Raw genomic sequence first — 12,200 nt, 5'->3', positions numbered from 1 at the left:
GGGGGATGGCTGACACGGTGGCGTGCGCGTCTTGCGACGCCAGCATGCTCTTTTCACCCCTTTCCACCCGCTTCCCCAGCACTGACTGCCAGCATGAACGACGCTGTCTCCTCGTCCCAACGGCCGGAATTGCCCGAGCCGCTGACCCACGAAAGCCCGGCCGATGACGATTACCACCGGCGTTTCGGCGGCGTGGCCCGGCTCTATGGCCATGCCGGGCTGGCGCGGCTGGAAGCCGCCAGTGTCTGCGTGGTGGGCATCGGCGGAGTCGGCAGCTGGGCCGCGGAAGCGCTGGCGCGCAATGCGGTCGGGCGCATCACGCTGATCGACCTGGACCATATCGCGCTGTCCAATACCAACCGGCAGATCCACGCCCTCGGCGATGCCTACGGGCGCGCCAAGGTGGAGGCCATGGCGCAACGCATCGTGGCCATCAATCCGCGCTGCCGGGTCACGCAGGTCGATGACTTCGTTACCACCGACAACGTGGCCGAGCTGCTGGGCAACGGCCATGACTATGTGATCGACGCCATCGACGCGGTGCGGGTCAAGACCGCCATGCTGGGCTGGGCGCGCCGCCAGGGCGTGCCCGTCATCACCTGCGGCGGCGCCGGCGGCCAGTTTGACCCGACGCGCGTGCGCATCGATGACCTCGCCCGCACCATCCAGGATCCGCTGCTTGCCAAGGTGCGCGCCGGCTTGCGCAAGGACTGGGGCTTTACGCGCGACCCGAAGAAGAAGTTCGGCATTGCCGCGGTCTATTCGGACGAACCGCTGCAATACCCCGAGCCCGAGCAGCAGGCCTGCGAGATCGACGAGGCGCCGCCGGGCGCCGTCGTGGCGCCAGCATCGGGTCCGCAAGGGCTGGCCTGCGCCGGCTTTGGCTCCTCGGTGGCCGTGACCGCGGTGTTCGGCTTCGTGGCGGCGTCGGCCGTGATCGGCGCCGTCGCCAGGGGCAAGGCCTAAGAACCCATTTCAGCCTTTGCGCCCCTTCCTCATGCTGAAATGGGTTCTAAGCGGCCAGCGCGTGCAGCAGCGCTTGCGTCCCGGCATCGTCGGGGGCGAGGTTGTCGAAGTAGGTGAGTTCCGGGTATTCCGCCGGGGCCGGCATGAAGCGGCGCGTGCGATACGCGTCCCAGTGCGCCAGCTTGTAGGCGTCATTGGGGTTGCCGCGCCGGACGATGCGGTCGTGAGCCTCGTTTTCCGGCAGGTGCACCCATACGATGTGGACGACGGTTCCGGCCGGCACCTTGAGCCAGGCCGGATCATGAAGCTGGTGGGCTTTCACTTCGCGCGACAGCGGGCCAACCACCAGCACGCTGATGCCGAGGGCCAGGTTTTCGCGCGCGGTGTCGAGCAGGCCCTGGTATTCGGGGTCGCGCAGGTTTTCCAGGTAAGCCGGGCTGTCCCGGTCGTTGGGGTCGCCGGTGATGGCGGCCATGGCCGCCGCGCTGTAGCGGCCATACAGCGTGTCCTTGTCGAGCAGGCAGAACGGCTCGCCGGTGGCCTGCATCAGCGGGCCGATCAGGCGATGCGCCAGGGTGGTCTTGCCGGTGCCGGCATGGCCGCAGAAGAAGATCAGTCGTGGCATCTGGGAGCTTGGCTCAGGGTGCCGCCGGGGGCGGCGCAACAGCAAGCATAACCTCCCGCGCGTTTCGGGCGGATTTGCGCAATATCAGATGCCACGGGGCTGAATTCGGTATCCTTTCCGTTTCTTTCCATGCCGCCCGCCGCGCCAGCCCCTTCCATGGATCCCAAAGACCAACTTTCCACTGACGGCCTGCCTGACCACCTGCTGCTGGGCGAACCGGTCACCGACGCCACCCATGCGGAATTCGTGCAGTTGCTGGATGCCGTCGCGCGCGCGGACGATGCCGGATTCCTGGCCGCCATGGACGAGTGGATCGAGCACACCCGGCATCACTTCGCCCAGGAGGAAACCTGGATGGAGGCCATGGAGTTCGGCCCGCGTCATTGCCATGCCGGTGAGCACAAGCAGGTACTGGCCGTTGCCCAGGCCGTGCGCGACAAGGTCGTCAGCGACGGGGAACTGGACCTGGGCCGCCGCCTGGTGGCCGAGCTTTCAGGCTGGTTCGACCACCACGTCAAGTCGATGGACACCATGATGGTCGAGCACATGCGCGAGAACGGCTTCACGCTGGTCGAGGCGCCGGCCGGACAGCCGGCCTGATTCAGGCAGGCCGCGCCGCTTCGCGGTCGATCACGACGAAATACTTGCGCACCGGTTCCAGCACTTCGAACAGGCCGGTGAAGCCGGCTGGAATCACGCAGGCATCGCCCGGCCCGAACTCGCTGGCCGCGCCGGCGTCGTCGCTGATGCGGATGCGGCCGCTGATCACGTGGAAGAATTCCTCCTTGCCGGCCGGGAAGGCAATGCGCCAGGCACCGGGCTCGCACGCCCAGACACCGCAGTCGAAATCGCCGTGCCGGGCGCTGTAGTGCGTCCAGGTGGTGCGGTCGGGGTTGCCCGCGACTAGACGGTCAGGGCGCGGACGGTCGTGGGTGGGCGCGGGCGCGGCGGCTTGGAAATCGATCAGGCGCACGGATGCAGTCATGGCGGGTGGAATGCCGGAAATCAGGCCCGCCAGTTTACCGCGCCATGCGGGGATGCCGTCAGTTGAGCGAGGTGCTCAGTTGCCGGCGCCAGCGCGACACCACGTCGGGCTGGTCGGCGAGCATGTCGAATACCGAGAGCATGGTCTTGCGGCCAATGTCTTCCTCGAAGCCGCGGTCCGCGCGCACGATTGCCAGCAACTGCTCCAGCGCAGGTTCGTACTGCTGCCGCGCGATCAGCAGCCGCGCCAGGTCAAGACGGGCGGGCAGGTCATGCGGGTCGGCCGCGACGCGGTCGGCCAGGGTCTGCTCGTCGGGCAGGTCGGCCACGCCTTTCATGGCATCCACGCGCGTGAGCAGGGCAGCGTAGGCATCGTCCTGGGCGGCTTGCGCAGACAAGTTGCCGAACTCGGCTTCCGCCTCGGCGAGCGCATTGCCATCGAGCAGGAAGCTGATGTACGCAAAGCGCGCCGCATCCGAACCCGGATCCAGCGCCAGCGCTGACCGGAAGGCATCGCCCGCAGCCTGCCGGTCGCCAGCGGCGGCCAGGGTCCGGGCTTCTTGCAATGCCAGTTGCGCGGGGTCCGGCGTAAGACGCGACAGGAACTCGCGCAGGCCCGATTCCGGCAGCACGCCGGTGAACTGGTCCACCGCCTGCCCGTCGGCGATGGCCACCACGTGGGGGATGCTGCGCACGCCGAAATGGCCGGCCAACTCCTGGTTCTCGTCCACATTCACCTTGACCAGCTTCCACTGGCCGTCGGCTTCCGCTTCGAGCTTCTCCAGCATTGGGCCGAGCGTGCGGCAGGGGCCGCACCAGGGCGCCCAGAAATCCACGAGAACCGGCGCCTGGCGCGAGGCTTCGATCACTTCCGGTTCAAAGTTCTGCAAGGTGACATCGCTCATGGCAGCGGGCCTGTCGGGCAGGCATGGAGTTCTGGAATACAACGATTGTGAGGGCAAGGGCGCCAAATGCAACCGGGAATGCAACCGGGCCGCCTGCCATCCGGCGCGAGATTGAGGGAAGCCACCGGTTGAAAATAGAACGATCGTTCGGTTATAGTCGATGACACCCTTACAAACAGGTCGCCCAAGACCGCTCAGGAGACTCTTCGATGCAGAACCTTGCTCGCCCGCATTTCCAGTTCTGGCCAAAGCGCGTGCCGACCACGATCGTGCTGCCGGAGACGTCGCTCTGGTACAACCTGGAGGTTTCCGCCCATCGCTATGCGGACAAGGCCGCCATTCGCTATTTCGGCAAGGCGGTCACGTTCCGCGAACTGGAGGCGCAGGCCACGGCGCTGGCGGGCTGGCTGCAGCAGAAGGCCGGCGTGAAGAAGGGCGACCGCGTGCTGCTGTACATGCAGAACTGCCCGCAGTTCATCATCAGCTACTACGCGATCCTGCGCGCGGACGCCGTGGTGGTGCCGGTCAATCCGATGAACCGCGCCGAAGAGTTCAAGCACTACGTGACTGACGCCGGTGCCCGCGTGGCCATCTGCACCGCCGACCTGGGCGCCGGTGTCGCGCAGGCGCTGTCCGAACTGGCGCCGGCCGATCGCCTGCAGCACCTGCTGGTGTCGCAATATTCGGACGCACTGCCGGCCACCCACGAGCATCCCGAAGACGCCCCGGCCGCCTGGCTGACCGCGCAGCATCCGCTGCCGACCGGCGCCACGCCGTGGGCTGAAGCGCTTGGCGCAGGCTTGCAGCCGGGGCCGCACACGGCCGGCCCCGACGACATGGCGGTGATGCCCTATACCTCCGGCACCACCGGCTTCCCGAAGGGCTGCATCCACACGCACCGTTCGGTGATGCACAACGTCGTCGGCGCTGCGACCTGGTCGGGCAGCGGCGCGGAATCGGTGATCCTGTCGGTGCTGCCGCTGTTCCACGTGACGGGCATGCAGTACGGCATGAACGGCCCGATCTATAGCGGCGCCACGGTCGTGATGTTGCCGCGCTGGGACCGCGAGGTGGCCGGCCGCCTGATCTCGCGCTACCAGGTCACGCACTGGACCAACATCCCGACCATGGTGATCGACTTCCTGGCCAGCCCCAACCTGCCGGAGTTCGACCTGTCCAGCCTGCGCTACATCGGCGGCGGCGGCGCGGCCATGCCGCAGGCCATTGCCGAGCGGCTGCGCGACCAGTTCGGGTTGAACTACCTGGAAGGCTATGGCCTGTCGGAGACCATGGCGCCGACGCACAGCAATCCGGGAGACCGCCCCAAGCTGCAATGCCTGGGCGTGCCGACCTTCAATACCGACGCGCGCATCGTGGACCCCGTCACGCTCAATGAGCTGCCGCCCAACGAGGTCGGCGAGATCATCGTGTCGGGCCCGCAGGTGTTCAAGGGCTACTGGGGCAAGGACGAGGCCACGCGCGACGCCTTCATCCAGTTCGAGGGCAGGACCTTCTTCCGCACCGGCGACCTCGGGCGCATGGATGAAGAGGGCTACTACTTCATCACCGATCGCCTCAAGCGCATGATCAATGCCTCCGGCTTCAAGGTGTGGCCGGCCGAGGTGGAAAACCTGCTGTACAAGCATCCGGACGTGCAGGAGGCATGCATCATCGGCACACGCGACGCGTATCGCGGCGAGACCGTGAAGGCCGTGGTGGTGCTGCGCGCGCATGCCAGGGGCAAGACCACGGCCGAGGAAATCGTCGACTGGGCCAGGGAAAACATGGCGGCCTACAAGTACCCGCGCGTGGTCGAGTTCGTCGATGCCCTGCCCAAGTCCGGCACGGGCAAGGTGATGTGGCGCCAGCTGCAGGAAACCGAGAACGCGCGCAATGCCGACGCGCAGAAGCCTGCCGTGGCCTGAGGCGGACGGGCGCGCCGCGGTCAGTGGCCGCGTGCGCGCATGAGGATCTTGACCATCGACTTGTAGCCGCGCTCGCGCGCATGGCGCGTGGGCGACACGCCTTCGCGGTCGGCCAGGTTGGCGTCGGCACCGGCGTCGATCAGCAACTGCACGATTTCTTCATAGCGCGCGCTGCCATCGCCGAGGACTACCGCCTCGAGCAAGGCCGTCCAGCCAAGCTGGTTGACATGGTCGACCGCGATGCCTTTCTGCAGCAGCAGCTTCACCACCTCGACATTGCCGTGCTGGCTGGCCGCGATCAGCGCGGTGCCATCGTAGCGGTCCGTGCTGGCCAGGTCCGCGCCGTGCGACAGGGCGAGCCGCACCACCTCGACCTGGCCCGTGGCGGCCGCCAGCAGGAACGGACTGTTGGATTCCGCGTCCTTGCGGTTGACGTCGGCGCCGGCCAGGGTCAGCGTCTTCGCCACGTCGCCGCGCCGGTTGTAGACCGCCGCCAGCAGCGCGCTGCGGCCCCGTTCGTCGACGGCCTGCGCCGATGCGCCGGCTGCCAGCAGTCGGTTGACCAGCTCCAGGTCGCCTCCCGTGGCGGCGGTAATCAGGTTGCGGTCCAGCGCGCTGATGCCTTCCGAGCGATTCGGGACGTGTGCGCCGTTGCCTTGTGTGCCGCGCGACGAGCCGGCTCCCTCCGTGCTGCCAGCGGGGCGTGCAGCCAGTGTCGGGCCACCCTGGCCGGCCAGCAGGGCGCCACAGCTCAACAGTCCCATCAGTCCCAGCATTTCGGCGAGCGCCTGGCGACGGGTGCGGACAAAGGGGCGCGTCATGGCGTTCGCTCCTGGGTCAGACGGTCTCGTGCGGGCTGGCCGGCGCGGGCAACGGCGCCTCTTCGCCACCGGGCTGCGACGGATGGGCCGGCCCGCCATGGCCGTGGTCCGCATCGGCGGCGTCATGGGCCTGGAGCTGGCGCCACAGGCGGCCGAGGTAGGGGTCGTCGACGCCATTGGTGGCCAGGCCCAGCAGCGTCTGCTGCAGGTATTCACGGGCCGGGCCGTAGAGGCCGACGGCATGGCGCAGCCGTTCCACCACGCTGGCGTCGGGCAGGCGGCCCGCATAGCCTTCGTGGTCGCGATTCATGACGAACGCGAGCGCGCGCTGCTCACGGCCACCGGCGTCGTCGGCCGGGCCGGTGCGGATGCGCAGCCAGCGTGGATGATAGGCGCCGGTCAGCATCTCGCGGCGCCACAACAGCCGGAATTCCTGCTCCACCACGTGACTCGGAATGCGGAACACCATGCCGTGGCAGCAGCCGCCGCGGTCGAGGCCAAGCACCAGCCCCGGGTTGTCCCAGGTGCCGCGGTTGATGCGGGAGTAAAGGTAGAAGCCGCGATGGTAGCCATGCACGGTGGCGCGCTGGCGCTCGGTATGCACCACCATCGGGTTCCAGATCAGCGAGCCGTAGCCGAACACCCAGACATCGCCACGCAGCGCGCAGTCGTCGGGGCGGCTGGCCAGCGCGTCGCGCAGGGAGCGCTCGAAGGCTTCCACGGGCAACAGGGCGGACGCGACCGGCGTGCTGCACAGCGAGGCGCGCAGCCGATCCGTTTCGAGGTCCTGTCGGGTGATGGCCATGTTGCCAGCATAATGCAAAGTCGGCCAACGGGCGGGGACAGGAAGCGGCATGGCCGTCATATTGCGTCGCTGGCAGGCATGGGTGTGGGCGCCAGGCAACGCTCGGTCCGCAACGGCCGCCTTGTCCGCGATCAGGCCGGCGCGTCTTCAGGCTGTCCGGGCTGGCCCAGGCTGCCACCTTGTCCTTACAATGGCGGCATCATCCCGACCTTGGAGAACCGGCAATGGCGCGTACGCTTACGGTGGTGTTCGGCAACGGCAAGGAGTTCGAATTCTCGATCGGCCAGGCGGAACTGGCAGCAGTCGGGGAAGAGGCGGCGTGGCGCTGGTTCGACAAGGAGTACACCGAGCTGGACTGCCAGGCGTCGAGCCCGGTCGGCAAGGTGCTCGTGATCGACAAGATCCTGAACGTGGCCAAATTTTCAGGGGAGTCGCGCTTTGCCGGCGATACCGCCTGGGCACAGGACTATGCCCGCCATGCGGCTCGCCTGCTGGACCGCGACAAGGTCCGTGTCGATGTCGGCAATGCCGCCATCGGTTTCTGAGTCCATCCACCAGCGAGGCGGGCAGCGCCCGCCTCGGCACTGGCGTCAGATGGCCAGCAGTTCCACTTCGAACAGCAGCGTGGCGTTGGGCGGAATCACGCCGCCGGCGCCGCGCGCACCGTAGCCTAGGTCGGCCGGGATCACCAGGCGGCGCACGCCGCCGACCTTCATGCCCTGCACGCCTTCATCCCAGCCGCGGATGACATGACCGGCGCCCAGCGGGAACACGAACGGATCGTTGCGGTCCTTGCTCGAATCGAACTTGCGGCCGGCCTGGCCGTTTTCGTACAGCCAGCCGGTGTAGTGCACGGTAACGTGCTTGCCGGCAACGGCTTCGGCGCCGGAACCGACGGTGGTGTCTTCGTACTGCAGGCCAGATGGGGTGGTTTGCATGGTGTTATTCCTTCCGGTTGGTGCAAAAAAATGCGGTTGGAGCGGGGGAGCGGGGCAGGCCAGTGCGCGGTGCGTCCCGGGCCTGTTCAGCTTGCGGCGCGCTGGAGCACGTCCAGCGTCAGTTGCACATTGCGGTCATCGTCGCTGACCCAGATTTCGCCGTCCTGGATCGTCACGGACAGGCGCATGGCGCGTTGCGCCAGCCCGGCCAGCGCGTCGACAGCGTCAGTCGGCACATTGTAGATCGTCACATTGCGCAGCTTGCCAGCCTTGCCGGCCATGCCCTTCCACCACTCGCGCGCGCTGGCGCCGTTGTAGGCATAGACCGTGACGCGATCCGAGCGGGCGGCCGCGCGCTTCAGGCGTGATTCGTCGGGTTGGCCGAGTTCCACCCAGTGCTCGATGTCACCGGTCAGCTTGCGGTCCCACAGGTCGGGTTCGTCGGGTTCGTCCAGGCCGCGCGTGAAGGCGAGGGTTTCGCTCGCCTCGCAGGCAAAGGCAAGCAGGCGCACCATCATGCGCGCGTCGTTCTCGGACGGGTGCTGGGCGATGGTCAGGGTATGGCTGCCGTAGTACGGCCTGTCCATGTCGGAAACGGCCAGTTCGGCTTTGAAAATGGTGGATTTGAGCGCCATGGAGAAAGGTGGGCGGCACGCGTCGTGCGACGCGAAAGGCCGCATCATACGTGATTCGGGCGGCCGGCCATATGACCGGCCCCGACTCCGGCGCGGGCGGGCTGGCGCCTGGCCAGCCGGAGGGTGTCAGCGTTTGCGGTAGTCGCTGAGATAGAAGCGCAGCAGCGCCGACATCAGCACCGTCGTCAGGAAGGCTGCCGCGACCACCATGGCATTCCCTGCCGGGCTGTCGAGCTGGCCTGCCAGCGTGAGGCGGAACAGCCAGGTTCCGACCGTCATGGCCAGGAACGGCAGCAGCAGCGCGCCGCGCCCATAGGTGCGCACGGCCCAGAGCGGGAAACGCCGCAGGAATTCGAGGGGGATGGCACACAGCAGGCAGGCACCGGACGCCGCCAGCGCGGCGGCCACGATGTCGCCGGAGTGGATATCGATCATTGTCTGTCTCGCGTCGCCGGCACGCTGAATGCGACGCGCGGCAGGCAATTGTGGGGAAGCTAACCGCTGATTCTACAAAAGAATCCTGCCGTAAAGGTGATCGGATGCCGTCATGGCGCAGTCGAATCCGCAGGGGATGCCTCGACCGAGATTTGCAGTGTTACGTTATCGCCCACTTCCGGCAGGAAGCGTGTCATGCCGAAGGCGCTGCGCACCACAGTGGCGTGGAAGTCACCGCCGCAGACCTTGCGACGGATGCCGAACAGCGAGATTTCGCCACAACTGAAGCGATCGACCTCCAGCCTCAGCGGCCGGGTCGTGCCGAGCAGGCTCAACTCGCCTTCCACCGCCACGAGCTTGCCGTTCTCGACGACGAAGCGGTCGGCCCGTAGCCTGGCCACGGGGGAATTGGCGGCATCCAGGAACTGCGGCGAGCGAAGCACGCCGTCCAGACTGCGATTGCCGCTGTCGACCGAAGCCGTTTCCACGGTGAAGTCGATGCCGCCGGCGCCGGTGGCGGGGTCGTAGACGATCCGCCCGTCGATCTTGCCGAACCGCCCGCGTACCGTGGTGCGGTCGAAGTGGCTGGCGGCGAAGTAGACGCTCGTATGCGTCGGGTCGACGGTGTAGGAGACCGGGGCGGCGACAGCCGCTGCGCTCAGGACGGCCAGCGGCCACGCAAGGCGAAGCGCGCGCATGGCTGGTTGCTCCTAGTTATGCACGAAGACCGGCAGCAGGAAGATGCCGACCACTGACAGCAAGCCGATGGTCCAGCAAAGCGTGCGCAGCGTGGCGCGGTCGGTCAGGTAGCACACTGTGTACAGCACACGCGCGATGATGAAGACCACCGCCAGTTCGTTGATGCGCGCCTGGGGCGCCTGCAGGTGGCTGGCGACCAGCACTGCAGCGGCAAAGAAGGGGAAGGCTTCGAAATGGTTCCGGTGCGCCAGGTCGGCGCGGCGCGCGCGGCCGCTCTGGCGCTCCAGCCAGCCGCGCGGGTCGTGGTTGTCAAAGGCCTTGCCGCCGGCCTTGGCGATGGCCACGGTCGCCACGGGCAGGATGCCTGCCACGAGGACACACCAGAATGCGATCGGCATGGTTTCGTCCTTCGGTGAAGCTGAATCTTCGCAGCGGCCGAGTTCCCGACCGCCAGCCGTCAGGCCGCGACCACCCGGATGTCGATCCCGGACAGGCTGACCACCTGGCCGGCGCGAATCTTCGCAGTCTTGCGCGATTCGGGCTCGCCGTCCACCGAGACCTCGCCGGCAGCGACCAGCGCCTTGCCGGCGCCGCCACTGTCGCAGACGCCCGCCAGCTTGAGCAGGTCATTGAGCGCGATGAACTCGCGATCGAGCGGGAACGTAATGACCTGCACCTGTGACTTGCCTGCCTTTGCCATCACTTGCCCCAGCTGTCTTTCAGCCCGACGATGCGGTTGAAGACTGGCTTGCCCGGCTGCGAATCGATGCGGTCGGCGACGAAGTAGCCGTGGCGCTCGAACTGGAAACGGTCTTCCGATTTGGCGTCGCGCAGGCTCGGCTCCAGGTAGGCGGTGACGACCTTCTTCGAGTGCGGGTTCAGCGCTTCCAGGAAGTTCTTGCCGCCGGCATCCGGGTTCGGGTCGTTGAACAGGCGGTCGTACAGGCGCACTTCGCACTCATAGGCGGCTGCGGCGCTGACCCAGTGGATCACGCCCTTGACCTTGACGCTGTCCGCGCCCGGCGTACCGCTCTTGGTGTCCGGCAGGTAGTTGGCATGCACGGCCACGACGTTGCCGTCGGCGTCCTTGTCCACCCCGGTGCACTCGATCACGTAGCCGTACTTCAGGCGCACCTTGTTGCCCGGGAACAGGCGGAAATAGCCCTTCGGCGGGTTCTCGTTGAAGTCCTCGCGCTCGATCCACAGCTCGCGCGAGATCGGGAACACGCGCTTGCCCAGTTCCGGCTTCTTCGGGTGGACGGGCGCCGAGCATTCCTCGGTCTGGCCTTCGGGGTAGTTGTCCAGGATCAGCTTGAGCGGGTCGAGCACGGCCACGCCGCGTGCGGCGAGTCCGTCCAGGTCATCGCGCACCGAGCCTTCGAGCGTGCTCATGTCGATCCAGCTGTCGGCCTTGGCCACGCCGACGCGGTCGCAGAACAGCTGGATCGATTCCGGCGTATAGCCGCGGCGGCGGATACCGACGATGGTCGGCATGCGCGGATCGTCCCAGCCGTCCACGCGCTGCTCGTCCACGAGCTGCTTGAGCTTGCGCTTGCTGGTGATGGCGTAGGTCAGGTTCAGGCGCGCGAATTCATACTGGTGCGGCAGCGGATCGCGGAACACGCCGCAGTCGCGCAGATGCTCGAGCACCCAGTCGTACAGCGGGCGGTTGTTCTCGAACTCCAGCGTGCACAGCGAATGCGAGATGTTCTCGATCGCATCCGAAATGCAGTGCGTGAAGTCGTACATCGGGTAGATGCACCACTTGTCGCCCGTGCGGTGGTGGTGCGCATGGCGGATGCGGTACAGCACCGGGTCGCGCATGACGATGTTCGGCGCGGCCATGTCGATCTTCGCGCGCAGCACGTGCTCGCCGTCCTTGTACTTGCCGTCGCGCATGTCGCGGAACAGCTGCAGGTTTTCCTCGACGCTGCGGTCGCGGAACGGCGAAGGCTTGCCCGGCTCGGAGAAATTGCCGCGGTTGGCGGCCATCTGCTCGGCGCTCTGGCTGTCGATGTAGGCGGCGCCGCGCTCGATCAGCTTCTCGGCGAACGCGTAGAGCTGATCGAAGTAGTCGCTTGCATAGTGCAGGTGCGGCTGGCCGCCCGGGGTCTTGTTGTCCCAGGAGAAGCCCAGCCAGTGCACCGCGTCGATGATCGAGTCGACGTATTCGGTGTCTTCCTTGACCGGGTTGGTGTCATCGAAGCGCAGGTGGCAACGGCCGCCGTAGTCGCGGGCCAGGCCGAAGTTCAGGCAGATGCTCTTGGCGTGGCCGATATGCAGATAGCCGTTGGGCTCCGGCGGGAAACGGGTGATGACGGTCGGCAGCGGTTCGCCCTGGCTGTCCTGGCGGCCGGCGTAGGTGCCGGCGGCGAGGTCCTGGTCGATGATGCTCCGCAGAAAGTTGGAGGCTGCGGGCGAGGCGGGCGTGCTGTCGGTAGGCTTGTTGTCGTGGCTCATGG

Annotated in this window: 16 protein-coding genes; 4 read left to right on the top strand and 12 right to left on the bottom strand. The window is 67.0% G+C overall.

Annotated elements, in window-relative coordinates:
* The first annotated feature begins 93 nt into the window (after window positions 1-93).
* Window positions 94-966, top strand: a complete 873-nt coding sequence (tcdA, locus tag KHO22_RS19060; RefSeq protein ID WP_230426926.1) for a tRNA cyclic N6-threonylcarbamoyladenosine(37) synthase TcdA — start codon at window positions 94-96, stop codon at window positions 964-966.
* 46 nt (window positions 967-1,012) lie between these two features.
* Here the strand turns inward: tcdA and KHO22_RS19055 are convergent, their stop codons facing one another.
* Complete coding sequence (locus KHO22_RS19055; RefSeq protein ID WP_211948723.1) at window positions 1,013-1,591, bottom strand: P-loop nucleotide/nucleoside kinase family protein; 579 nt, start codon at window positions 1,589-1,591, stop codon at window positions 1,013-1,015.
* Between the two features lie 156 nt (window positions 1,592-1,747).
* Here KHO22_RS19055 and KHO22_RS19050 point away from each other — a divergent pair, with 156 nt between their 5' ends.
* Window positions 1,748-2,191, top strand: a complete 444-nt coding sequence (locus KHO22_RS19050) for a bacteriohemerythrin (RefSeq protein ID WP_211948722.1) — start codon at window positions 1,748-1,750, stop codon at window positions 2,189-2,191.
* Between the two features lies 1 nt (window position 2,192).
* Here KHO22_RS19050 and KHO22_RS19045 read toward each other — a convergent pair whose 3' ends face one another.
* Together KHO22_RS19045 and trxA are read right to left on the bottom strand one after the other, a co-directional pair.
* Window positions 2,193-2,576 (bottom strand): cupin domain-containing protein, encoded by a 384-nt coding sequence (locus KHO22_RS19045; RefSeq protein WP_211948721.1) that lies wholly within the window; start codon window positions 2,574-2,576, stop codon window positions 2,193-2,195.
* Window positions 2,577-2,634: 58 nt separating this feature from the next.
* Complete coding sequence (trxA, locus tag KHO22_RS19040; protein ID WP_211948720.1) at window positions 2,635-3,480, bottom strand: thioredoxin; 846 nt, start codon at window positions 3,478-3,480, stop codon at window positions 2,635-2,637.
* Between the two features lie 209 nt (window positions 3,481-3,689).
* On the opposite strand from trxA, the gene KHO22_RS19035 reads away from it, so the two are divergent.
* Entirely contained in the window at window positions 3,690-5,405 is a 1,716-nt protein-coding gene (locus KHO22_RS19035; RefSeq protein WP_211948719.1) for a long-chain fatty acid--CoA ligase, read from the top strand.
* A gap of 20 nt (window positions 5,406-5,425) precedes the next feature.
* Here the strand turns inward: KHO22_RS19035 and KHO22_RS19030 are convergent, their stop codons facing one another.
* Together KHO22_RS19030 and KHO22_RS19025 are read right to left on the bottom strand one after the other, a co-directional pair.
* Window positions 5,426-6,226, bottom strand: coding sequence for an ankyrin repeat domain-containing protein (locus tag KHO22_RS19030; protein WP_211948718.1), 801 nt, complete (start codon window positions 6,224-6,226; stop codon window positions 5,426-5,428).
* Window positions 6,227-6,242: 16 nt separating this feature from the next.
* The gene (locus KHO22_RS19025; protein ID WP_211948717.1) at window positions 6,243-7,031 is read right to left on the bottom strand and encodes a gamma-glutamylcyclotransferase; all 789 of its coding nucleotides are present in this window, start codon (window positions 7,029-7,031) and stop codon (window positions 6,243-6,245) included.
* A 224-nt stretch (window positions 7,032-7,255) separates the two neighbouring features.
* On the opposite strand from KHO22_RS19025, the gene KHO22_RS19020 reads away from it, so the two are divergent.
* Window positions 7,256-7,576, top strand: a complete 321-nt coding sequence (locus KHO22_RS19020) for a hypothetical protein (protein WP_211948716.1) — start codon at window positions 7,256-7,258, stop codon at window positions 7,574-7,576.
* Window positions 7,577-7,621: 45 nt separating this feature from the next.
* Here the strand turns inward: KHO22_RS19020 and KHO22_RS19015 are convergent, their stop codons facing one another.
* The 7 genes from KHO22_RS19015 to KHO22_RS18985 all read right to left on the bottom strand — a co-directional run bounded on the left by KHO22_RS19015 (window position 7,622) and on the right by KHO22_RS18985 (window position 12,198).
* Window positions 7,622-7,969, bottom strand: coding sequence for an FKBP-type peptidyl-prolyl cis-trans isomerase (locus KHO22_RS19015; RefSeq protein WP_211948715.1), 348 nt, complete (start codon window positions 7,967-7,969; stop codon window positions 7,622-7,624).
* Between the two features lie 86 nt (window positions 7,970-8,055).
* Window positions 8,056-8,604, bottom strand: coding sequence for a YaeQ family protein (locus tag KHO22_RS19010; protein ID WP_211948714.1), 549 nt, complete (start codon window positions 8,602-8,604; stop codon window positions 8,056-8,058).
* 126 nt (window positions 8,605-8,730) lie between these two features.
* Complete coding sequence (locus KHO22_RS19005) at window positions 8,731-9,039, bottom strand: hypothetical protein (protein ID WP_211948713.1); 309 nt, start codon at window positions 9,037-9,039, stop codon at window positions 8,731-8,733.
* A 110-nt stretch (window positions 9,040-9,149) separates the two neighbouring features.
* Window positions 9,150-9,737: a YceI family protein gene (locus KHO22_RS19000; protein WP_211948712.1), complete on the bottom strand. Its 588-nt coding sequence runs from the start codon at window positions 9,735-9,737 to the stop codon at window positions 9,150-9,152.
* Between the two features lie 12 nt (window positions 9,738-9,749).
* Window positions 9,750-10,136: an MAPEG family protein gene (locus tag KHO22_RS18995; protein ID WP_211948711.1), complete on the bottom strand. Its 387-nt coding sequence runs from the start codon at window positions 10,134-10,136 to the stop codon at window positions 9,750-9,752.
* 59 nt (window positions 10,137-10,195) lie between these two features.
* Complete coding sequence (locus KHO22_RS18990) at window positions 10,196-10,438, bottom strand: RNA-binding S4 domain-containing protein (RefSeq protein WP_211948710.1); 243 nt, start codon at window positions 10,436-10,438, stop codon at window positions 10,196-10,198.
* The gene (locus KHO22_RS18985) at window positions 10,438-12,198 is read right to left on the bottom strand and encodes a glutamine--tRNA ligase/YqeY domain fusion protein (protein WP_211948709.1); all 1,761 of its coding nucleotides are present in this window, start codon (window positions 12,196-12,198) and stop codon (window positions 10,438-10,440) included. Before KHO22_RS18985 ends, KHO22_RS18990 begins: the two co-directional genes overlap by 1 nt.
* Window positions 12,199-12,200 lie beyond the last annotated feature (2 nt).

It is taken from the genome of Cupriavidus yeoncheonensis (genome assembly GCF_905397275.1).
Taxonomy (GTDB): domain Bacteria; phylum Pseudomonadota; class Gammaproteobacteria; order Burkholderiales; family Burkholderiaceae; genus Cupriavidus; species Cupriavidus yeoncheonensis.
The sequence above is the reverse complement of the archived record's forward strand: the minus strand, read 5'-3'. Positions and strand labels throughout refer to the sequence as shown.